We start from the raw sequence: 21770 nt of genomic DNA, 5'->3' as shown, positions 1-21770 counted from the left end.
TCTTGCTCATCCTCGCGCAGAGCAGACATCATGGAACGGCTTCGATTCTTTAGTGCTTCCGACGAGAGCAGCGTGCTGACGCTATCGATCGCCACGACGTTGGTGATCGCCCTCATCGGCATTCTGTTCGGCCTGATCTCTGGCTCGTTTTCGATTGTGTTCGACGGCGTTTATTCGCTCGTCGACGCGAGCATGAGCGCGCTCGCACTCGCCGTTGTGCGCCTGATCACCTCCTACGCGGTCAATGTCGACCTGCCGCGCAAATGGCGCGAGCGCTTCACCATGGGCTTCTGGCATCTCGAACCCATGGTGCTCGGGCTCAACAGCACGCTGCTCGTGGGCGTGGCCGTCTACGCGCTGATCAACGGCGTCACCAGCCTGCTCGCCGGCGGCCACGAGCTGCACTTCGGTCCTGCCCTGGTCTACGCCGTGCTCACCGTCAGTGCCTGCGTGGCGATGGCGGTGTTCGAATCGCGCGCGAACCGCCGGATCCACTCGGATTTCGTGCGCCTCGACATCAAGTCGTGGATCATGTCCGCGGGCATCACGGCGGCGCTGCTCGTGGCCTTCAGCGTCGGCTATGCGATTCAGGGAACGGCGTGGGAGCCCCTCACGCCCTACGTCGACCCGACGGCGCTCGTGGTGGTGTGCGTCGTGATCATTCCGATTCCGCTCGCGGAAATCCGCCAGGCGTTGCTGGACGTATTGCTCGTGGCGCCCGCTGATCTCAAGCAGCATGTCGATGCCGTTGCGAAGCGCTTCGTCGAGCGCTACGCCTTCGAGTATTACCGCGCCTATGTCGCGAAAGTGGGCCGCTCCCGCGAGATCGAGCTGTATTTCGTCGTGCCGCCCGACATGCCGCCAAAGCGCATCGCCGAATGGGACGCGATCCGCGATGAAATTGGCCGGGCCATCGGCGGGGACGAGTCGCACCGCTGGCTCACGATCATGTTCACGAGCGACCCGGAATGGGCGGAGTGAGAAATCTGGCGCGGGCGGCGCAGAAAGCACAAAGGGTTACGTGAAGTTCACGTAACCCTTTGTCTTGAATGTGGTGCCGGCTGCAGGACTCGAACCCGCCACCTGATGATTACAAAGCCTCGGGGATATTCAAGCATTTCAAGCGGTTAGTTAAATTTGACGTTTTCAAAACTGATAGTTATATAGCCGTGAAGGGCTTATCTGGTAAGGCCCAGAAGGTCATTGGAAACGCGCCCAAGCGGAGGGGCACCATCCGCCGGCCCGCCATATGGAGCGGCCGCAAGCACTGCCTTCGGAGTTTTACCCGTGCGCCATAAGTTCTTATAAATCAAAAGCTTATGCAACTCGCAAACTGCAAAACCAAGGCTAATCAAGCTCATTCAAGGCCATCCAAGTCTGCCCAAACTGTATTTTCACTGTACTTCGCCCTGGCCCTCGATTGTCGACGTGGGTTCGGAAGAACGGCAAATGCCCAGGCCGGGATCGGCGGCGGATGGCGTGGCCGTTAGACAACCGGCAGGCGCAATGATAGGCATGTGAACTAGTGGAAAGGATGCTTTCCACGCTGGAGAGCGGCCTACAATTCGGTCACTGTCGGCGCAGTCATCTCCCCCCACCGCTCCCCAGACGCGAGTTATACTTTTCGCACACGGAAGATAGTAAGCAACGCTTCCAGTCAGGCGCTGTAAATAACAAAAGGAAGCAACATGTCAGAATCACAGAATGAGAATTGGTTTGAAGATTATGCGGAACAGCAAGATGATATGGTTATCGACGAATACGATATCACCGCTGCTCCCAACGATTTCAATGTTTCCACCATCTACAGCTTCCTGGAGTCCGGTGCCGTAAAGATTCCGGGCTTCCAAAGAAATTTTGTTTGGGACATTGGCCGGGCATCAAAACTAATCGAATCGCTCATATTGGGCTTGCCGGTGCCGCAGGTATTTCTGTACGAAACCGCGCGAAATAGCTTCCTAGTGATAGATGGCCAGCAACGGCTGATGTCCATTTATTATTTTATAAAACAGAAATTTCCGAAGAAAGAAAAGCGCTCGGAATTAAGAGATATTTTTGATCGCGAAGGAAAAATACCCGACGAGTATATTCATAATGATGAATTCTTTGAAGATTTCAAGCTGAAACTTGGCGACTCTCTACCTGGCAAAGAAAACCGATTTAAGGGTTTAAAATATTCGACCCTCGGCGATCACAAGACTCAGTTTGACCTCCGAACGATTAGAAATATAATAATCAAACAAAATCAGCCCCAAGATGACGATTCGTCTATGTATGAGGTTTTCAATCGCCTCAACACCGGTGGCGTAAATCTCAGACCGCAAGAAATACGCACAAGCATGTATCACTCAGCGTTTTACGAAATGCTTTACAGGGTGAATACGCACCCGCAATGGCGTCGCTTGGTCGGCCGAATGGAACCCGACCTGCATATGAAAGACGTTGAAGTGCTTTTGCGCGCCTTCGCATTTTTGATCGACGGAGATAGTTATGCTCCGTCGATGGTCAAATTCTTGAATCAATTCTCAAAGAAATGTCGGACTCAAAATTCAGCACAGAATGAATACCTCCGAGGTCTCATCACGTCGTTTTTTGATGCCTGCAGCGACTTGCCTGCAGAAGCGTTTGTTCGGAATGGCCGATTCAACGTTGCCTTATTCGAAGCTACTTTTGCTGCGGTAGCTAGCGCAGCATTTGCTGAACATCGGGTCCTCCAAGGAAAGGTATCCGTGGAAGAGGTACGTTCCTTGGAGTCGGACACTGAATTCACAAAAGCGCTGTTAGAGGGAACAACTCAAACGCGAAATGTCGACATGCGGCTTACTCGCGCCAAGGCGATACTGGGGAGCCTCTGAATGTACGTGCCTACTGAGGTCGATCGTCTGTATGAAGAGTCGAGTGGGCTGATCAACTTCCTATCGCCGACTAGCGAGATTTCATTTCAATCGATGGCCGGCGATAACTTCCGGAAGGTCTTGCTTCTCGCAGCAGCAAGTTTTTTTGAGTACAGAATCTGCGAAATCGTGACCGAGTTCTTTAGAATTCGCTCTAACAATTCAACAATGGTTGTCAATTTTTTGCGCAATAAGGCGATATCTAGGCAGTATCATTCTTGGTTCGACTGGGACAACAGTACAAATGCAAATAAGTTTTTTGCGCTGTTTGGCGATGAATTCAAAGCAAGCATAGTTACACGCGTTCGCGAAACGCCCGACCTGAAGTTGGCAATCGAGGCATTTATGGAAATCGGTCGCGAGCGCAACAAACTAGTGCACCAGAATTTTGCGACGTTCTCAATGGAAAAAAGCCTTTCTGAGATATTCGAGCGATACAAACAAGCTAGGCATTTTATTGACGTGCTCCCGACGATTCTGGCCGGAAGCGCACATTAGGGCCATCGGTATTCAGCGCGCAGGAAGTTGCGAGCGTGGGAGAGAGTAAATAAGCCCGCATGCCTCCCGTACCGGGAACGTGTGCTGAATAGGAGCATGGCCACAACCAGCGTAAATATGCATCGTCGCGCATCAAATCGCATCAATTTTTCGCAACGGCGAGCGACCGGGAACCCCCGCCACGGGGGCCGACGGGCCGCCCAGGTAGATGCACCGAAACCGCCCTGTCAAGCGAAGCCCGCAGGCGGGGGGAGGACTACTTTTTTTCGCACGCGACAGTTGCAAATCAACTCCGCCAGTTGTTGCTCGCCAAGCGAGGTCAAGGTACGTTCCCAGGCGCCTGCGGCAACCCCTATTCCGCGACGCAACCGTGAGTGCAAGTATCTCTGTCGAATCAGCTGATAAGATTCGCATGCGAGGCAGGTGAGGAAACATTGAGGCGCCGGGACTTCACCCTCGGAGTTGTCGGGCAGGTGTTTTGAATTAGCCTGGTGTCCAGCGTCTATTAAGCCGCCGGGTCGGCCCTCCCTCCTTAGAGGGATAAAGTATTGAATATTTTGCGGCAGTCGCTAATTAAATGATGAGACTATTCCACTGCGAATTCCAAGGGCTCGCCGGATTTTCCGAACTAGACTTGGACAACTTAAAAGACCTCACGATATTTGTCGGGCCGAATGGTGCGGGAAAAAGCACAATCCTTCGGGTTTTGCGTCTCGCATTTGAGATCCTCAATCGAAAAACACTTTGCGACATCCCTCCATCTCATCGCGCATGGGATAGATTTGAAGTGGCTACACTTCGCTTCCGCAGCGGTGTGATCTCGCTCCCCCCAAAATTCGCAGAATATCTAGGCGTGTCCGACGAAATAGTCGTTGATATCGTCTGCAATGAATCTCAGTTTATTATTCAACGGATATGTTGCGGCGACAATGAAATGCAATTTGCTCAACCGCAAATTACAAAAACAAAGATCAGCGAACATATTAAAGGCATAGAAAACCTCGAAGAGCAAAAAATCGAATTAGCAAAGCGCCGACATACGCAACAGGCGCAGCAAGCGCCACAGACGCCCCAACAGATTCAGCAGTTGAATACGCAAATAGCGGCTGCGGAGGAGAATTTACGTCAGCAAAATGCACAATTGGGCGTGCTCCGATCCGTCCCAGTTCAACTAGGGTCCGGCGAGACGCTTATTCTGGAACGTGATGAGGTTGACTCTTTACTTGAAAGCCTTGAATTTCCCCAAGTGCAGTTTGTTGACACACAGCTATTGCACGAAGAAGCAATCCCAAAGTTGATTACTGAACTGCTTCGGGAAAAGAAAGGTCGCAAAGCCCAGAGTCAGCAGTTTGCCGAAACCATGAATAGGCTGAGTCATCTTTTGCAATCCGACGTCGACGTCTCCGAAGAAGAGGGTCACGCAGACATGCACATCAATGGAGTGCCCTACGCAAGAGCGTCCTCCGGCACCCAGATAACCCTCTCTTTCTTTGGATTGACTAGATTAGGGGAGCCGGGCTGCATAGTACTTTGGGACGAACCGGAAAATGGTCTGCATCCGACTCGCAGAGCGCGATTGCTAAACCTTATGTTTGCTGACGGTAGGCAATTCGTATTGGCAACGCACGCCGCAGAATTCGCCCCGGTGTTTTCTGAGAACGGGAAGGTCTTCCGGTGCGATGCTCGGTACGACGAGCAAAGTACCGAGGTTAGCCTGACCGTAGAACACGTCGCCGATCGTCGCGACGCATTCCTTGCACTTGAGGCCTTGGGCGTCCACCCAGCACGAACGCTATTCACCGCTAACGTAGTGATATGGGTAGAGGGTCCCACCGAACTTCTCTTCTATCGCCACTGGCTCAATCCTCGCATGCGCGCTCAGGGCTTTATAGAGGGGTTCCACTACACCTTTATGCAATATGGCGGTGCTTTGATATCGTATCTTTCGATTGCTGACGACGCGCAACTCGAATCTACGTTTGATCTGCTGAGTATGTGCCGACACCCAGTCATCATCGTGGATTCCGATTTAAAAGAAGATCCGAATGGTCGTCCTCCAAGCGATTTCCTAAAAAAGGGAGCGGCCCGTCTTCTATCCGAAGTCAACAAATTAAATCAGGAGCGACCAGGTGCGGCCATGTTCGATTGGACTGAGGGTCGAGAAGTCGAAAATTATCTTCCAGAATCGGCTATCTGGCACGCGATTTCGTCGCTCTGGAAAGGATACCAAGATTACTCAGAGAAATTGCAAAGCGTACCTCTGATCATAGGGCAATATGAATCATACGAAGAATCATTAACTAAACATTTCTGTGACCTTCATGTTACAGATGCGAGCGAAAACAATGAATCTGATCGGCGTGCCAAAGGACGTAGCATCTGGGGAGCCGGCAATAAAGTCGAAATGATGCAAAAAGCCCTCACAGCACCCAATTTGGTCGAGGCTACTCTTAATTGGAAATGCGCCAATCGGCTGGCCAAAATGGAGGCTTTTATTAGCAACGTATGCGCCAAGTAGTGGCTCGGTATTCCTCACTGACGGAACGAGGCCTTTCTTCAAAAAAGTACCCGTTCCGACAAAAACTGCCGAACTCTTTGACAGTTGCTGCGTTAGCTGCTTCTGGCGCAAGTGAACTCATCGACTGCAAATAGCTATGACGCGTTCATGGCGCAGAACTCACAGGCGCCCCGCTTGAGTAGGACATGAATCTCACTACAGCCTCTCCGACACAGTCGTTGAGTTGCTCGAAGCGCCGTTGCAAGGGCGCGATTTCATTGAAACCGAACACCTCGGCCGCCTTGTCGGCCGCGCCAAATCCGCCTGTATTGCTCGGCACGATCCCCATGAGCTGCGGGGGGATACGATGCGCCGCGAGCAAGTCGTCGCGCGTGACATTCTTGATGTTGAAAAACTCGTCTTTCGCCGTGACCTCTGAAACGGGTATGAGCTGAATGCCGTCTTTCTTTCCATTCGGCGCGTACATGAACAGGTTGCGGAAATTGCCCGGCCCCTTGCTGCTTTTCAAGGCCTCGCGCAGCTTGTCGACATCGCTTTGACTCTGTGCCGCGTCCGTCATGTACAGAATGAACCCGGCGTGCGAGCCGTTTTCGTAGTAGCGCCGGCGAAACAGTGTCGACGATTCATTGAGCCATGCCGCGTGCAGCGCGCCCAGGTATTCGGGCAAGCCGTACACCTCCTGATTAATGTCAGGTTCCATCAAGTGATGCACCGAGCCGGCCGTGAACTCGTGCTCGACCTGAAAGCCGTCGATCTGAAAAAAGCCTTGCAGGTCCGTCGACCGGCGCATGTACTTCGCCGGCGCGCGCTTGATCGCGAGCAACCCGCCGAGCCGGTTGCGCTGTTCCTCGGCGTAGGTATTGCCGAACACCATGTAATCGAGCGCGAGTTTGCCGAACTCGTCGCGTGATAGCAGCTTGTGAGGGATGAACGTCGACGCGAGCACGTTGCGCTTGAAGTAAATCGCCGAGCTGTGATGCACGCCCGCGCGAAACGACTTGGCAAGGCCCGACCATGACACGGGCGGCTCGTACCATTTGCCGGCCGCCCACGACTGCACGTAATCGAGAATTTCGGCGCGATCCATGACGGGCACAGGATCGTCGAACGTGAAGGCCTCGGCCCTTGCCGGCGTCGACGAGGCCGCCGGTGGCGTGCTCGATGCGTGAAATGTGCGCTTACGCTTGCTCATGAAATCTCCAGAATGCTCGTGTTGTTTGCGGTCACGCCCTCTAGCGGCTCGTTATCGAGCGCATGCAAGCACGCCCAGGCTAGATCGGCGTGGCCTGTTTCCTCGCTACGGCTCGCCTCGTATGTGACCTTTCGGCCGCTCGCCGTCATGGTCTTTCGAATCGCCATGAAGGATTGAGCTAGATCGGTCCAACCGGCATCAAATTCGAGCCGGCCCTTGCCGATCACCGACAAGCCCTTGAGCACGAGCCGGCCCTTGATTTCGGGCGAGTAGTTGAGCGCGACCGCGCTCGGGTAGAACTGTTTGACGAGCTGGTAAACGCCCTGGCCGATACCTGTAGTGTCGATCGACATATATTCGACGTTGTATTGCTTTGTGATCTGGCGAATCGCCTCGGCCTGCCCTTCGAAGTCCATGCCGCGAAACTGGCACTTGTGCAGGACGCGAAACTTGCCCCCCGGCACCGCCGGCGGGGCGACAACGACAAGGCCCGCCGAGTCGCCGGAAAGCGCGGGGTCATAGCCGACCCATACCGGGCGGAAACCGAAAGGGCGGGGCGCGAGCGGCTTGAAGTCGTCGGCCCATGCTTCCCACGAGTCGACCATGCAACGTTGCAGCTCGACGAGCGGAAAGATCGACGCGCTATCGTCGATAAACTGACACATCAACAGATTCGCGTAATCCTGCGCGCTGTATTCAAGGCGCAGCTCGTCGATATCGAACAGGTCACAACCGCCGGCAAGCGCGTCCTCGACCGTAACGATCTGCCGCCACTGCAAATCCTCGCAAAACCGGCCGCGACCGAGCGCGCTGTGCGAGATATCAAGATGAATGTGATCGGCCTTTGCGCGGCCCCTGTTGAAGTGCTCGCCACTCCAGAAGGTATAGGCGGGGTGACTGATGCTCGACGGCGTAGAGAAGTACGTCTTACGCCATTTCTTGTGCATCGCCATGCCTGACGCGACCTTTTGCAAGTCGCGAAAACCGCTCACCCAAAAATATTCATCGAAATAGAAGTTGCCGTGATAGCTCTGCGCCGTCTTTGCGTTCGTGCCGAGGAAGTAAAGAATTGCCTCGGGAATCTCGGGGCGGCGGCTCGGCAAGATGATCGGCTCGCCCGTCAATTCAACGTCTGCGGCCTCGCGCGCGAATTGGCAAATGTACTGCCTGAAAACGTGCGCCTGCGCCTTGCTGGCCGACAGAAAAATCTGGTTCCGGCCGGTCTGCAAGGCATCGTCCAGCGCTTCGCGCCCGAAATAGAACGTCGCGCCGATCTGCCGCGACTTGAGAATGTTGCGCGTGCGCTTGTCGCCGTTGCGATACCACACCTTTTGATAGCCGAACTGGCAATCAAGAAACGCCTCGTGCAGTCGCGCAACCTGTTCGTCACTGAAATCGTTACGGCCGGCCCTTTCCTTGCGTGGCGCTTTGTTGCGCGCCTCGATGTTCGGGTTTAGGTCGCTCTCTTTCCCCGTTTCGCCGTATTTGCGCACGCGTGCCAACCGCTCAACCTGCCGGCCGAGCAAGTCGATTTCCTTGTAATCGCTGCCGGTCTTAACCGGCTTGGCAATGAGCGCACAAAAGCGGGTTTCTAGTGACGATTCCATACGCTCGATCGGCGCGGCCTTGTCCCACTCGTCGCGCTGCTTCCATGCCTCGACCGTCGCGCGTTTCAGCTCCATATGCTGCGCAATGGACGTGACGCGCCAACCCTGCCAGTAAAGCGCGCGCGCTATCCGGCGAGGGTCGGCATTCGATTCGAGTGCGGGTTTGATATCGGCTGTTTCGAGCATGGCCGCAAGTTTCCCGCGTCGCGCGCGCGCAAGCACGCCCGCCTGTATGTGCCGAACGCGCGAACAAACGTCAACCGTTGAGCCATTGCGACGGGAAACGCAAGATATCAACTCACGTTGAACCCTTTCCAAACCCGTTGGAGAACTAACGATGCACTCTCGCAAGCTGTCGCTCATGTCGCTCGCCGTTGCGGCGATCGCGTTTGCTTTCACGTTGGATGCACACGCGGCGACGGCCGCCGTGAGCACCGTTTTCAATGCGGACGCGCTCTTTTCCCTGCTGCACGATCAAAACATCGGCATCGCTAGCGCGGCCGGCCTCGGCGCGATGGCGATCGGCTCGACGGCCGACGCGGCGAAGCTCGCGAAATCTAAGATGTTCCGCATCGCCGTCGAAGGCGCGACGAGCGACGGCCGCAACATCTCGCGCGAATGGCTTACGCAGATGGCGAAGAACTACAACCCGGAGTTGTACGGCGCGCGCCTCAACCTCGAACACTATCGCGGCATCATTCCCGATGGCCCGTTCAAGGCATATGGCGACGTGCTCGCGCTCGAAACCCGTGATGAAAGCGGCCCGCTCGCCGGCAAGCTCGGCCTCTATGCGCAAATCGTGCCGACCGCCGAGCTGGTCGCGCTGACGAAAGCGAAACAGAAGATTTACACCTCGTGCGAGATCGACCCGTCTTTCGCCGACACGAAACAGGCGTATCTGATCGGCCTGGCCGTCACGGATAGCCCCGCGAGCCTCGGAACCGAAATCCTTTCTTTCGCAGCTCAAAACCCGGCCGCCTCGCCGTTCGCCAGCCGCAAGGTTTCGCCGTCGAATCTCTTCACGGCCGCCGACGAAACCGTGATCGAGTTTGAACCGGAGGCCGAGAACACGCCGACCCTGCCGACCGTGTTCGCCCGCGTGAAAGAACTGCTCGGCATGGCGAGGAAGAAGGAAGCAAGCGACGACACGCGTTTCGCTGACTTGTCGCAAGCGATCGAAGCGACCGCAACGCACGGCGCGACGCAAGCCGAGGCGATGGCGAAGCTCGAAAAGCAAGTCGCCGAACTGAGTGCGGCCCGCGAGGCCGATCGCAAAGCGTTCGACGAGCTGCACACGCAGCTCTCGACCACCGGCAACGGCCAACCGCAACGGCCGCACGCGACCGGCGCGGGCGCTGCGCCCATTACGACTGACTGCTAACCGGCGTCACTCCCTTTCATAGCCCCGGAGAACACAACACATGCGCAACGAAACCCGACTGGCATATGACGGCTATCTTGCCGCGATCGCCCAGCTCAACGGCATCGCACGAGCGACGGAAAAATTCGCCGTCGCGCCGAGCGTGCAACAAAAGCTCGAGACTCGCATTCAGGAATCGAGCGGCTTTCTGAAGCAAATCAACGTGATGGGCGTCAACGAGCAACAGGGCGCAAAGCTCGGCCTCGGCGTCGGCGGCCCGATCGCGAGCACGACCGACACCTCGCAGAAGGATCGCGAAACGGTCGACGTGACCGACCTCGACGAGAACGGCTATAACGCCACGCAAACGAACTTCGATTCGCATGTGACCTATGCGCTGCTGGACGCGTGGGCGAAGTTTCCCGACTTTCAGAACCGTATCCGCGACGTGATCGTGCGCCGGCAAGCACTCGACCGCATCGCGATCGGCTTCAACGGCGTCACGCGCGCCAAGACTTCGGACCGCACGAGAAACCCGCTGTTGCAGGACGTCAACAAGGGCTGGCTGCAGCGCATGCGCGAACAGGCACCGCAACGCGTGATGGATCACGGCGCGACTGCCGGCAAGATTGCCGTCGGCAAGGGCGGCGACTATGCGAACCTCGACGCGCTCGTGTTCGATCTGGTTGCGAACATGATCGACCCGTGGCACCAGGATGACACGGGCCTCGTCGTGCTCTGCGGTCGCGGTCTGCTGCATGACAAGTATTTCCCGATCGTCAACACCGTTCAGGCACCGACCGAGACGCTTGCCGCTGACGTGATCCAGAGTCAGAAGCGTATCGGCAACATGCCGGCCGTGACCGTGCCTTTCTTCCCGGCTCACGCGCTGCTCGTGACGAGTTTCGACAATCTGTCGATCTACTATCAGGACGGCGGCCGCCGTCGCTCGATCGTCGACAACGCGAAGCGTGACCGTATCGAGAACTTCGAATCGTCGAACGATGCGTATGTCGTCGAAGACCTCGGCCGCGCCGCGATGGCTGAAAAGATCGAACTCGTCTCGACGGGGGTGTGATGACTAGCCCCGCCCAACGCCATTTTCAGCGCGTATCCGCGCAGCTCGCGGCGGCCTCGGCCGGCCAGGGTGAAACGCTCGTCGGTAGCGCTTACGAGCTGATGCTTGCGAAGCTCGCAACCGATCGCCGTCGCCTGAAGTCGATCGCGTCGATCGAACGCAAGATCGAAGTCAAGCGCGCCGAGCTGCTGCCCGAGTATGTCGACTACGTCGCGGGCGCACTGAGCGGCGGGCGGGGCGCACAGGACGATGTATTGACGACCGTCATGATCTGGCGCGTCGACGTGGGCGACTACGCCGGCGCGCTCGAAATCGCCCGGTATGCGATCGAGCACCGGATGACGCTGCCCGACCAATACGACCGTCCGCTCGCGACCGCAATCGCCGAGGAATTCGCCGAGGCCTCGCTTTCATCGTTCAAGAAAAACGGCCCGCCGGCCGTCGACGGCGCGCAGCTCGCGGAAGTCGCGCAGCTCGTCGCATCACACGACATGCACGACCAGGTGCGCGCGAAGCTGCACAAGGCGATCGGCTACACGGCCGAGCGCGCCGGCGACTTCCCGGCGGCACTCGAACACCTGTGCCGCGCGCTCGAACTCGACGAGCGCGCCGGCGTGAAACAGGACATTGCGCGGCTTGAAAAGGCCCGCAATGCGACCGGCGCGCAGTAAGACCGCCGCCGGCCGCACGTAAAGAGCCCTCCCCGGCCTGGGCGGCGCCGGCTGACGATCGCAACACCTGACGGAAACGCGATCCGACGCCGGCCCACCGCCCACCTTTTCCGAGCTGAAACCATGACGACATTCAACGCGATCGAAGCCCCGACCCTCACGCCTGAAACGGCCCCGCCGGCCGGCGAGCTGATCGTCGCTAACGTCGCCTGGTTTCCCTCTATCGACCTCGCGCACATGCGCGAAGCCGTGCGCCTCGTCGGAACCGTGACGACCGCACGCCTGCGCGATGCCGCGATCGCCGCGATCGACGAAGTAAATCGCGAGCTGCAAGCGTGGCGCGCGCCGCTCGAAGCGACCGGCGTCGCCTCGCTCGCCGAGCTGCCGGCCGACGAAATCGGCGGCGAAAGCGTGCAGCTCGCCCGTTACCGGCGCGCGGTCTATTTCCTCGCGCGCGCGGACCTCACCGAAAAATATCGCGACTTCGATAGTACGAAATCCGGCGCGGCCGACGCGGCCGAAGTCGAAACGACGATCGACGCCGATCGACGCAACGCACGGCAGGCAATCAACGACATGCGCGGCGTCGCGCGCACAACGATCGAGCTCATCTGATGCGCGTCTATGCACAACAGGGCGATACGGTCGACGCCCTATGTTTCCGCTACCTCGGCCGCACGAAAAGCGTCGTCGAAGCGACGTTAGAGCTAAACGCCGGCCTCGCCGATTACGGCCCCGTGCTGCCGCTCGGGCTCGCGGTCGACCTGCCCGACGCGCCGAACGATCAATCAACCGTCCAGCTCGTCAACCTTTTCGACTAACCCGGAGTCGCCAATATGGCCGAACCTAGCACCACCGCTATCGCCGCTGCCTCGGCCGGCATTGGCTTTGCAAGCCTGTTTCCCGGCATCGACGGCAATGCACTGATTGGCGCTTTCACGGGCGCGGCGCTCGTCGTCGTCACGTCGAAAGACCTGTCGATCGGCAAGCGCTTCGCGTATCTCGTGATTTCGCTGATTGCCGGCTACCTCGCCGCGCCTGATGTTGTGAGCCATACGCCGATCACTAGCACCGGCGTCGCCGCTTTCTTCGCTGCCGCGCTGGCGATTACCGTGACCGTGCAACTGATCGAGCGCATTAAATCTTTCGATCTGTTGTCGCTGTTTCGAAAGGGCTGACCCATGCACAACCCCCTCGCACTGATCGCACTGGTCGCGTACAGCGTCGCCGCGCTGCGCATCCTTGCCTATCGCCGCGACGGCGCGCGGCACCGTCAACACGTTTCATGGGTCGCGTGGCTGCTGCTCGTCGTGCTCGGCGGCTCGGCGATCGAGCTGGCCGTGCATGCGAACACGGTCGACCATTTCGAAGCGGCTCGCGCCGTTCTTTTCGCTGTTTTCATTTTTGGCGCGCGTGGCAACGTTGCGCGCCTGTTGCGGAGTGCATGACATGATCCTGAGAAAAGGCGACACAGGCGACGAAGTGGCACTGCTGCAAAGACGCCTCACTCGCGCGGACTTTCCGACCCCGGAAACGCACGTGTTTGACCATGCGACCGAATCTGCGGTCATGGCATTCCAGAAGGCGTGCGGCCTCGTAATCGACGGCGTTGTCGGCAACAAGACGTTGGCTGCTCTGCTTGCCGGCTTCGCCATGTCGGAACACCTGACCGACGCTGACCTCGCGAAAGCGGCCCACACGCTCGGCGTGCCCATCGCCGCGATCCGCGCCGTCAACGAAGTCGAATCACGCGGCGAAGGTTTTCTGCCCGACGGCCGGCCCGTGATCCTGTTCGAGCGCCATGTGTTTTACAAACGGCTCAAGGCGCGCGGCTTTGATGTTGACGCGCTCGCCGCGAAGTATCCGAACATCGTTTCGCCCACTGCCGGCGGATACATGGGCAAGGCGGCCGAATACACGCGACTTGCGATCGCCGCGCGCATCGACGCCGACGCCGCGCACGAGTCGGCGAGCTGGGGCGCGTTTCAAATCATGGGCTACCACTGGCAAGCCCTGGAATATTCGAACGTCGCCGATTTCGTCGCGCGCATGCAGCGCAGCGAAGGCGATCACCTCGACGCGTTCGTGCGCTTTATCGCGGCCGATACCGCCTTGCTTTCCGCGCTGAAGGGTAGGAAGTGGGCGGCGTTCTCCAAGGGCTACAACGGCCCGGATTACGCGCGCAACCTGTACGACGTGAAGCTCGCCCGCGCGTATGAGCGATATGCGGACATGGCGACGCCGGCCGGCCCGATGAAGGCCGCGGCATGAAGGCGATCGCCGCGCGCCTCGGCGCGATCGCGCTCGTCGTGCTCGCGCTCGTCGCCGGCTGGTTCTATGTGAAGGCCTTGCGCGCCGAGCTGGTCGACGCGAAGGACGCCGCGCGCACGGCGCAAGAAACGGTCGGCCGGCGCGACGCGACGATCGCCGACCTACAGAACAAGGCGCGCGACAACGCCCGCGACCTCGCCCAGCTCGAAACGAAGCGCCAACGCATCGCGGCCGAGCTGTCGCAATACGAATCCGACTTTGAGGCCTTGAAGCATGAAAACGACACGCTGCGCGCATGGGCTGACGGCGCTTTGCCTGACGATGTTGTGCGCCTGTACAAGCGCCCCGCGATCACCGGAGCCGACGAATACCTTTCTACAATGCGCGCCCGTCACGCGCTGCACGCTGCCGGCGACGGCCCCGCGCACGAATGACGAGCTGCGCCGCGCGCTCGACGCGACCGAGGCCGCATGGGGCGAATGCGCGGCCCGCGTCGACATGATCGCGACGTGCCAGGCGCAAGGCCTGCCCCTGCCCGACGAGGCCGGCCATGAATAAGGCGAACAGCCTGCGCCGCGCGCTCACGGCTGCCGTGCCCGCGCTCGCGACCGATCCCGACAAGCTGCTCGTGTTTATCGACGCCGGCAACATCATCGCGACCGGCGCTCAATCGACCTCGTTCGACTACGCCTATACGCTGAATGTGATGCTGCTCGACTTCGCCGGCGACGGCGATATCGTGTTCGCCGCGCTGCTGCAATGGGTTCGCGTGAATCAATCCGACCTGCTCACAAACGACGAGCTGCGCCGCGCCGGCATTTCTTTCGAAGCCGATCAACTGACGCAAACGACTGTCGACCTGTCGATCAAGCTCAAGCTCACCGAAAGCGTGCTCGTGTCGACTGACGACGCCGGCGCGCAGAAAATCACGCACGTCGACGAACCCGTGCCCGAGTGGGACGTGCAAGGCCTCGTCGACCCGTCGCGATGGACGAACTAAGCGCCCTCGAATCGTGGGCCGGCGCGCTGCTCTCGCAGCTCGCGCCGGCTGCTCGTCGCACCGTGACGCGCGAGATTGCGCGCGAGCTGCAACGCAGTCAACGCGCGCGCATCGCGCAGCAACGCAACCCGGACGGCACCGACTACGACAAGCGCAAGCCACGCCCGAAAAAGCACCTGCGCGACAAGGCCGGCCGCATCAAGCGCGCGGCGATGTTCGCGAAGCTGCGGCAAGCCCGCTACATGCGCGCCGAGTCTGATGCGGCCGGCCTCGTGATCGGGTTCGCCGGCCGCGTGGCGCGCGTGGCACGCATCCACCAGTACGGCGAAAGCGATCGCGTCGCGAAGGGCGGCCCGATGTACAAATACCCGGCCCGCGTGCTGCTCGGATTCTCCGACGCCGATCGCGAAATGATCCGCGACCTCGTGCTCAAGCACCTCACAAAATAATCGTTCGCCCCCCGAAGTTTGTACCCGACACGCTAACAAACGCCGCGTGATGACTCGCGCGTGCGTGCTCGGCAACATGGAGGCCATGAACGCAAACGAATCCTCACGCCAATTTTTGAACGGTATCCGCAAAGGGACGGTCGCGGCCGTCGACGGCGCGCTATGCCGTGTGGAAAGCGGCGATTTATCCACCGACTGGATTCAATGGTTCAGCCCTTTCGCCGGCGAGTCGATCGAGTGGCTCGCGCCCTCGATCGGCGAAGGGGTCATGCTGCTCTGCCCGGGCGGCGACCCGACGCAAGCCGTCGCACTGCGCGGGTTCTATTCCGAAGATTTCCCCCCGCCGAGCACCGACCCGGCGAAGCATGTCCGCAAGTACCGCGACGGCGCGCTCGTCGAATACGACATGGCCGCCCACTCTCTCACCGCCAACCTGCCCGCCGGCGCGACCGTGCTGATCGTGGCACCGGGCGCGGTCAACGTGCAGACCAAAACCGCGACCGTCGAAGCCGAGGAAATGACGATCGACGCGAAACAGACCACCGTAACCGGCGCAATGCTGGTTAAAGGCGCGTTCGCGTTCGAATCCGGCATGACCGGCAAGGGCGGGGCCGGCGGCTCGACGATGAAGATCGACGGCGGAGCCGAATTCACGAAAGACGTGGTTGCGAACGGCGTGAGCACGTCTGGACACAAGCACCAAGCACAGGGCGCAAACGCCCCGACGAGTGAGCCGATCAAATGAGAGGAATGCACGCAACGACCGGCCGCGCGACGACCGGCCTCGCCCACCTTTGCCAGTCGATCACGAAGATTCTGACGACGCCGCTCGGCTCGCGCATCAAGCGCCGTGATTTTGGTTCCGAGCTGCCCGACCTGATCGACGCGCCGAACAATGACACGACGCGCGTGCGCCTGTACGCCGCGACCGCGACGGCGCTCATGCGATGGGAGCCGCGCTTGCGTCTGACGCGCGTGCAGCTCGCGACCGAGGCGAACGAAGTCGGCCAGGGCGTTCAATACGTCGACCTCGAAGGCTGGACTACGGAAACGGGCGACCCGATATCGACGCGCGTGCAGCTCACGAACGGGGGTGCAGCATGAGCGCGACCCCGATCGACCTGTCGCGCCTGCCGTCGCCGGATATCGTCGAAACGATCGACTATGAAAAGCTGCTCGCCGAGCGCAAGGCGGAACTCGTGGCGCGCTACCCGGCCGATCAACAGGCCGAAGTAGCGGCGGCGCTCGCGCTCGAATCCGAGCCGATGAATATCCATTTGCAGGAAAACGCCTATCGCGAAGTCGTTTTGCGCCAACGCGTCAACGATGCAGCGCGCGCCGTCATGCTGGCCTATGCGCGCGGCACGGACCTCGAACACCTCGCCGCGTTTTTCGAAATCGAGCGGCAAACAATCGTCGAAGCCGACCCGGCCAACGATATCGACGCGGTATATGAGAACGATACCGACCTGCGCGCCCGCACGCAGCTCGCGCCGCAAGGGTTTTCCGTCGCCGGCCCCGAAGGGGCGTATATCTCGCTCGCCCGCAATGCTGACGGCCGCGTGCTCGATGCCTCTGCGGTTAGCCCCGCACCGTGCGAAGTTGTCGTTACGGTTCTGTCCCGCCTCGGCGACGGCACGGCCCCGCAAGACTTGCTCGACAAGGTTGACGTCGCATTGTCGGCCGACGACAAGCGCCCGCTCACGGACCTCGTAACGACACGTAGCGCGACGATCAAGCAATACGCGATCCGCGCGACGCTCATTTTCTTCGCCGGCCCCGATCGCACTGTCGCACTCGCCGAGGCAAACAAGCGCGTCAAGGCCTACGCCGACGAAATGCACAAGCTCGGAATGGAAATCACGAAAGACGGCATTTATGCCGCTGCGCGCCCTGCCGGCGTGCAAAAGGTGATCCTCACCGAGCCGTCCGACGACATACCCGTGTCGAAGCTGGAAGCGGCCTATTGCACGGCGATCGAGCTGATCGATGGAGGCATTTACAACAATGAGTGACCTTCTCGCCCCGAACTCGTCGACGGCCGAGCGCAACCTTGCGCGCGTCGGCGCGCGAATCAGTGACATTCCGACGCCGATCGCCGTGCTGATGGACCCTGACGCGATCCCGCTGCCGCTGCTGCCGTGGCTTGCGTGGCACCTCGGCGTCGACGCGTGGAAAGACTACTGGCCCGAGCAAACGAAGCGCGCCCGCGTAAAGGCGGCGATCCCGATCGCGCGCAAGAACGGCACGGCGGCGGCCGTTCGGCAGGTTGTCGCCGCGTTCGGCGCAAACATCGCGCTGCGCGAGTGGTTCGAGCAAACGCCACGCGGCAAGCCTGGGACGTTCGACGTCGTGCTCACGGTTAGCTCGCGCAACGGGCAGGCACCGACTGCCGAGTTTGTCGCCGACATCATCGCGGAAATCGACCGCACGAAGCCCGTGCGGGCGCATTACACCTTTACACAGGGCTTTGCGATGCAAACCGTGCAGCGCGTCGCGGCGGCCGTGCGGCCCGCTTTGTATCGCCGTCTTTCTTTCTCGGATACCTGAATATGGCCGGAACCCTCATCACCGTTACCGACATTGGCCGTGCTGCGCTCGTCGCTCAAGGCAATGACGGCACGACCGCGCACAAGGTTGTCGAAATCGGCCTCGCGACCGTTCCTTTCGCAGCTGACAAGGCAATGAAGGCGCTGCCCGGCGAGCGCAAACGCATCAAGACTTTCGCCGGCGAGAACGTCGCGGCCGACACGATCCATGTGACGTTAAAAGACGACACGGCCGATCAATTCACGCTGTACGGGTTCGGCCTGTACCTCGAAAACGGCGTGCTCGTCGCTGCCTACGGGCAGGCGACGCCGATCATGGAAAAGTCGCCCGACGCGCTGCTGTTGCTGTCGGCCGATATGCAGTTCGCGACGATCGACGCCGCGCAGCTCGTTTTCGGCGACGCGTCTTTCACGAATCCGCCGGCGACGGTGCAACGTCAAGGCGTGATCCAGCTCGCGACGCAAGCCGAAGTCAACGCCGGCGCGGACGCTGCGAAAGCCGTGACGCCCGCAACGCTCAAGCCGCGGCTCGATACGAAAGCCGACCTCGCCGGCGCGGACTTCACCGGCCGCGTGAGCACGACCGATGCTTTCCGCCTCGCGGCGGCCCCCGGCGGCGGTTCTGCCACGCTCGGCCCCGGCAACGGCGACAACGCATCGAACACGATCAACAACGTCGCGTTGCGCTCGTGGTTCGGCATCGGGTTCGGCCCGAGCATCGACGGCATGAGCGTGCCGAAAGCCGAGTTTTCGCACTGGTTCGACACGCGCACGGGTAACGCCGGCTTTCGTGGCGCGCTCGACGTGGGCGGCCTGATAACGGCGCTGACCCCGCCGGCGTCGGATAGCTCGAAGAAAGTCGCGACAACCGAATGGGTTCTCGCGGCCGTGACTAGCGCGCTCGTCGGCCAAATCGTTTTTGAGGCGCGCACCATCGCACGAGCTGGCTTTCTCAAGCTAAACGGCGCGCTGCTCAACCGCGTCGACTATCCGGCACTGTGGGCGTATGCACAGGCGAGCGGCGCGATCGTCACCGAGGCGCAATGGTCGGCGAACAATTTCGGCTGCTTCTCGACGGGCAACGGCACGACGACATTTCGAATCCCCGAGCTGCGCGGCGAATTCCTGCGCTGTCTGGACGATGGGCGCGGCACTGATGCCAACCGAGCCATTGGCTCGTGGCAGGCCGGACAGAACGCCAGTCACGCCCACGGCGCGAGCGCGAGCGGGGTCGGCGACCACGCGCACAGCGCATGGACGGACGCCCAGGGCTGGCACGGCCACGGCGTCAACGATCCGGGCCACTCACACCCGGCGATCGACATTTCATCAAGCGGCCGTAGTCCGTACCTCGGCAACGGCACCGGCGAATTTTCCGGCGGGGGTAACACCCGCCTCGGCGTGGGCGGCAATGCGTTCGCGACCTACGGCGCCGGAGTCGGCATCTGGCTCAACGGCGACGGCACCCACGGCCACAACATCGGCGTCGGCGGGGCCGGCAACCACTCGCACGCAATCACCGTCAACGCGGACGGCGGCAACGAAGCAAGGCCGCGAAACGTCGCTCTGCTCGCAATGATCCGCGCTTTCTAAAGGCCTGAAACCATGCTTATTCACAACTACGACTCCCAGACCGGCCAATACCTTTCGAGCCACCTGGCCGACTCCGACCCGCTCAACCTCGGCCGCTGGCTCGTGCCCGCATTCAGCACGACCGACGAGCTGCCGGCACGCGGCCCGCTCGAATGGCCGTTCTACCTCAACGGCGCATGGAAGCTGCTGCCCGACTGGCGCGGCCGGATGCTCTATCGGCAGGACAACGGCGAGCCGGCCGAAATCATCATTGCCGGCACGACGCCGGCCGATGCAGGTTTGACCGACACGCCGCGCCCCTCGACCGAATACACCTGGGCTAACGGCGCATGGACGCTTGATCCGGCTGTCGTCGCCGCGAACGTGCGATCGGCCGCGATGGCGGAGTTTGAAAAGCGCATGGCGCGCGCCCGCGACATGAACGCCGGCAAATCCGACGCGCTCGCGGCGGGCCTGCTCACGCAAGAGGAGGCCTATTACTTTCGCGCCTGGTCGACGTATCAGCTCGACCTTGTGCGCGCGATCCAGCGCGACGGGTTCCCCGATGTTGTGACGTGGCCGGCCGATCCGATTTCGTTCGAAGTCGCAACGGCCCCCGTGATGGCCGAATTCGAAGCACGCATGGCAAAGGCGAAGTCATACACGGACGGCAAGGCCGAGGCCTATGCGGCCGGCACGCTGCCCCCGCGCGAATCCTACGAATACCGCGTATGGAGTGAATACGCGAGCAAGCTGCCGGCCGTTCTCGAGCGCGACCCGCTGCCCGTCGTCCATTGGCCGATCGACCCGCAACCGTTCCCCGAGCCGGCGACCCCTGAAACGCCCGAGGCCTCGCCGGCCGATCCCGCGTAACGCCGCAAGCGTCGCGAGCTGCACCCCGCCCTTTCACTGCCCCTAACGAGGATTGCACATGGCAACTGACTACCACCACGGCGTACGCGTTCTAGAGATCAACGAAGGCACGCGCCCGATTAAAACCGTATCCACGGCCGTTGTCGGCCTCGTGGCGACCGGCCTCGATGCCGACAAGGATATGTTTCCGCTCGATACGCCCGTGCTCGTGACGAACGTACAAGCGGCACTCGGCAAGGCCGGCGACAAGGGCACGCTCGCGCGCGCGCTCGACGCTATCTCGGCGCAAACGAAGCCCGTCACGATCGTCGTGCGCGTCGCAGAAGGTAGCGACGACGCGGCGACGACGAGCAACGTGATCGGCAAGACCGACACGAGCGGCCGTTTTACCGGCATGCAAGCACTGCTCGCCGCGCAATCGCGCCTCGGCGTCAAACCGCGCATTCTCGGCGCGCCTGGCCTCGACACGCAACCCGTCGCGACTGCATTCGGCACGCTCGCGCAAAAGCTGCGCGGGTTCGCCTATGTGTCGGCGAATGGCTGCGAAACGAAGGAAGCGGCGACCACGTATCGCAAGCAATTCAGCCAACGCGAAATGATGGTCCTGTGGCCGGATTTCGTGGGCTGGAACACGAGCACGAACGCATACGACACCGTTGACGCGACGGCGATCGCGCTCGGCCTGCGCGCCAAGATCGACGAGGAAACCGGCTGGCACAAGACGCTCTCGAATGTCGGCGTCAACGGCGTCACGGGTATCAGCCGCGATGTTTTCTGGGACTTGCAAGACCCGGCGACCGATGCGGGCTACCTGAACGAGCAACAGGTGACGACGCTCATCAACTCGAAAGGTTACCGTTTTTGGGGGTCGCGAACCTGCTCGGACGATCCGCTGTTCGCGTTCGAGAACTACACGCGCACCGCGCAAGTGCTCGCCGACACGATGGCCGAGGCGCACATGCTGTACGTCGACAAGGATCTACACCCGTCGCTCGTGCGCGACATGATCGAGAGCATCAATGCGAAATTCCGCGAGCTGATCCGCAACGGCTACCTCATCGGCGGCGAAGCGTGGTTCGACGAAAGTGCGAACGACAAAGACTCGCTCAAGGCCGGCAAGCTCGCGATCGACTACGACTACACGCCCGTGCCGCCGATCGAAAACCTGATGCTGCGCCAGCGCATCACCGACCGTTACCTCGCCGATTTCGCCTCGCGCATCTCGGCCTAACCAGGAG

At 60.3% G+C, this 21770-nt stretch carries 25 protein-coding genes; 23 read left to right on the top strand and 2 right to left on the bottom strand.

Annotated elements, in window-relative coordinates:
- The first annotated feature begins 30 nt into the window (after nt 1-30).
- The 4 genes from A3CW_RS0128690 to A3CW_RS0128675 all read left to right on the top strand — a co-directional run bounded on the left by A3CW_RS0128690 (nt 31) and on the right by A3CW_RS0128675 (nt 5910).
- Nucleotides 31-981 carry a cation diffusion facilitator family transporter gene (locus tag A3CW_RS0128690; protein ID WP_028206630.1) on the top strand — a complete coding sequence of 317 codons (951 nt, stop codon included), beginning with the start codon at nt 31-33 and terminating at the stop codon, nt 979-981.
- 707 nt (nt 982-1688) lie between these two features.
- Nucleotides 1689-2855: a DUF262 domain-containing protein gene (locus tag A3CW_RS0128685; RefSeq protein ID WP_028206629.1), complete on the top strand. Its 1167-nt coding sequence runs from the start codon at nt 1689-1691 to the stop codon at nt 2853-2855.
- The gene (locus A3CW_RS0128680; RefSeq protein ID WP_028206628.1) at nt 2856-3392 is read left to right on the top strand and encodes a HEPN domain-containing protein; all 537 of its coding nucleotides are present in this window, start codon (nt 2856-2858) and stop codon (nt 3390-3392) included.
- A gap of 577 nt (nt 3393-3969) precedes the next feature.
- On the top strand, nt 3970-5910 hold the full coding sequence (locus A3CW_RS0128675) for an ATP-binding protein (protein ID WP_081771853.1): 1941 nt from the start codon (nt 3970-3972) through the stop codon (nt 5908-5910).
- A gap of 145 nt (nt 5911-6055) precedes the next feature.
- Here the strand turns inward: A3CW_RS0128675 and A3CW_RS0128670 are convergent, their stop codons facing one another.
- The gene (locus A3CW_RS0128670) at nt 6056-7102 is read right to left on the bottom strand and encodes a phage portal protein (protein WP_028206626.1); all 1047 of its coding nucleotides are present in this window, start codon (nt 7100-7102) and stop codon (nt 6056-6058) included.
- The gene (locus tag A3CW_RS0128665) at nt 7099-8895 is read right to left on the bottom strand and encodes a terminase ATPase subunit family protein (RefSeq protein WP_028206625.1); all 1797 of its coding nucleotides are present in this window, start codon (nt 8893-8895) and stop codon (nt 7099-7101) included. The genes A3CW_RS0128670 and A3CW_RS0128665 overlap by 4 nt, the downstream gene beginning before the upstream one ends.
- A gap of 328 nt (nt 8896-9223) precedes the next feature.
- Here A3CW_RS0128665 and A3CW_RS0128660 point away from each other — a divergent pair, with 328 nt between their 5' ends.
- From A3CW_RS0128660 to A3CW_RS0128575, 19 genes are all read left to right on the top strand, one after another.
- Nucleotides 9224-10090 (top strand): GPO family capsid scaffolding protein, encoded by an 867-nt coding sequence (locus tag A3CW_RS0128660; protein WP_051481773.1) that lies wholly within the window; start codon nt 9224-9226, stop codon nt 10088-10090.
- Between the two features lie 40 nt (nt 10091-10130).
- On the top strand, nt 10131-11147 hold the full coding sequence (locus tag A3CW_RS0128655; protein WP_028206623.1) for a phage major capsid protein, P2 family: 1017 nt from the start codon (nt 10131-10133) through the stop codon (nt 11145-11147).
- Nucleotides 11147-11818, top strand: coding sequence for a phage terminase small subunit (gpM, locus tag A3CW_RS0128650; RefSeq protein ID WP_028206622.1), 672 nt, complete (start codon nt 11147-11149; stop codon nt 11816-11818). The genes A3CW_RS0128655 and gpM overlap by 1 nt, the downstream gene beginning before the upstream one ends.
- A 123-nt stretch (nt 11819-11941) precedes the next feature.
- Nucleotides 11942-12433, top strand: a complete 492-nt coding sequence (locus tag A3CW_RS0128645; protein WP_028206621.1) for a head completion/stabilization protein — start codon at nt 11942-11944, stop codon at nt 12431-12433.
- Nucleotides 12433-12639, top strand: a complete 207-nt coding sequence (locus A3CW_RS0128640) for a tail protein X (protein WP_028206620.1) — start codon at nt 12433-12435, stop codon at nt 12637-12639. Before A3CW_RS0128645 ends, A3CW_RS0128640 begins: the two co-directional genes overlap by 1 nt.
- Nucleotides 12640-12654: 15 nt before the next feature.
- A complete protein-coding gene (locus A3CW_RS0128635) occupies nt 12655-12996 on the top strand; it encodes a putative holin (protein WP_028206619.1) in 342 nt (113 codons plus the stop codon).
- Between the two features lie 3 nt (nt 12997-12999).
- Nucleotides 13000-13266: a phage holin family protein gene (locus A3CW_RS0128630; RefSeq protein WP_028206618.1), complete on the top strand. Its 267-nt coding sequence runs from the start codon at nt 13000-13002 to the stop codon at nt 13264-13266.
- A 1-nt stretch (nt 13267) separates the two neighbouring features.
- Nucleotides 13268-14089, top strand: a complete 822-nt coding sequence (locus tag A3CW_RS0128625) for an N-acetylmuramidase domain-containing protein (RefSeq protein WP_028206617.1) — start codon at nt 13268-13270, stop codon at nt 14087-14089.
- Nucleotides 14086-14523: an Rz-like lysis system protein LysB gene (gene lysB / locus A3CW_RS0128620; RefSeq protein WP_028206616.1), complete on the top strand. Its 438-nt coding sequence runs from the start codon at nt 14086-14088 to the stop codon at nt 14521-14523. The genes A3CW_RS0128625 and lysB overlap by 4 nt, the downstream gene beginning before the upstream one ends.
- The gene (gene lysC / locus A3CW_RS53990) at nt 14411-14647 is read left to right on the top strand and encodes an Rz1-like lysis system protein LysC (protein WP_245623767.1); all 237 of its coding nucleotides are present in this window, start codon (nt 14411-14413) and stop codon (nt 14645-14647) included. Before lysB ends, lysC begins: the two co-directional genes overlap by 113 nt.
- Entirely contained in the window at nt 14640-15089 is a 450-nt protein-coding gene (locus A3CW_RS0128615; protein WP_028206615.1) for a phage tail protein, read from the top strand. The genes lysC and A3CW_RS0128615 overlap by 8 nt, the downstream gene beginning before the upstream one ends.
- Nucleotides 15077-15538 carry a phage virion morphogenesis protein gene (locus tag A3CW_RS0128610; RefSeq protein ID WP_028206614.1) on the top strand — a complete coding sequence of 154 codons (462 nt, stop codon included), beginning with the start codon at nt 15077-15079 and terminating at the stop codon, nt 15536-15538. The genes A3CW_RS0128615 and A3CW_RS0128610 overlap by 13 nt, the downstream gene beginning before the upstream one ends.
- Before the next feature lie 85 nt (nt 15539-15623).
- A complete protein-coding gene (locus A3CW_RS0128605; protein WP_028206613.1) occupies nt 15624-16283 on the top strand; it encodes a phage baseplate assembly protein V in 660 nt (219 codons plus the stop codon).
- Nucleotides 16280-16642 carry a GPW/gp25 family protein gene (locus A3CW_RS0128600; protein ID WP_028206612.1) on the top strand — a complete coding sequence of 121 codons (363 nt, stop codon included), beginning with the start codon at nt 16280-16282 and terminating at the stop codon, nt 16640-16642. The genes A3CW_RS0128605 and A3CW_RS0128600 overlap by 4 nt, the downstream gene beginning before the upstream one ends.
- Complete coding sequence (locus tag A3CW_RS0128595; protein WP_028206611.1) at nt 16639-17553, top strand: baseplate assembly protein; 915 nt, start codon at nt 16639-16641, stop codon at nt 17551-17553. Before A3CW_RS0128600 ends, A3CW_RS0128595 begins: the two co-directional genes overlap by 4 nt.
- Nucleotides 17546-18088 carry a phage tail protein I gene (locus A3CW_RS0128590; protein ID WP_028206610.1) on the top strand — a complete coding sequence of 181 codons (543 nt, stop codon included), beginning with the start codon at nt 17546-17548 and terminating at the stop codon, nt 18086-18088. Before A3CW_RS0128595 ends, A3CW_RS0128590 begins: the two co-directional genes overlap by 8 nt.
- A 2-nt stretch (nt 18089-18090) precedes the next feature.
- Nucleotides 18091-19680 (top strand): tail fiber protein, encoded by a 1590-nt coding sequence (locus A3CW_RS0128585; RefSeq protein ID WP_028206609.1) that lies wholly within the window; start codon nt 18091-18093, stop codon nt 19678-19680.
- A 12-nt stretch (nt 19681-19692) separates the two neighbouring features.
- Entirely contained in the window at nt 19693-20532 is an 840-nt protein-coding gene (locus tag A3CW_RS47905) for a tail fiber assembly protein (protein WP_051481768.1), read from the top strand.
- Between the two features lie 58 nt (nt 20533-20590).
- Complete coding sequence (locus A3CW_RS0128575) at nt 20591-21763, top strand: phage tail sheath protein (protein ID WP_028206608.1); 1173 nt, start codon at nt 20591-20593, stop codon at nt 21761-21763.
- Nucleotides 21764-21770 lie beyond the last annotated feature (7 nt).

This window comes from Paraburkholderia nodosa DSM 21604 (assembly GCF_000519185.1).
Lineage (GTDB): Bacteria > Pseudomonadota > Gammaproteobacteria > Burkholderiales > Burkholderiaceae > Paraburkholderia > Paraburkholderia nodosa.
The sequence above is the reverse complement of the archived record's forward strand: the minus strand, read 5'-3'. Positions and strand labels throughout refer to the sequence as shown.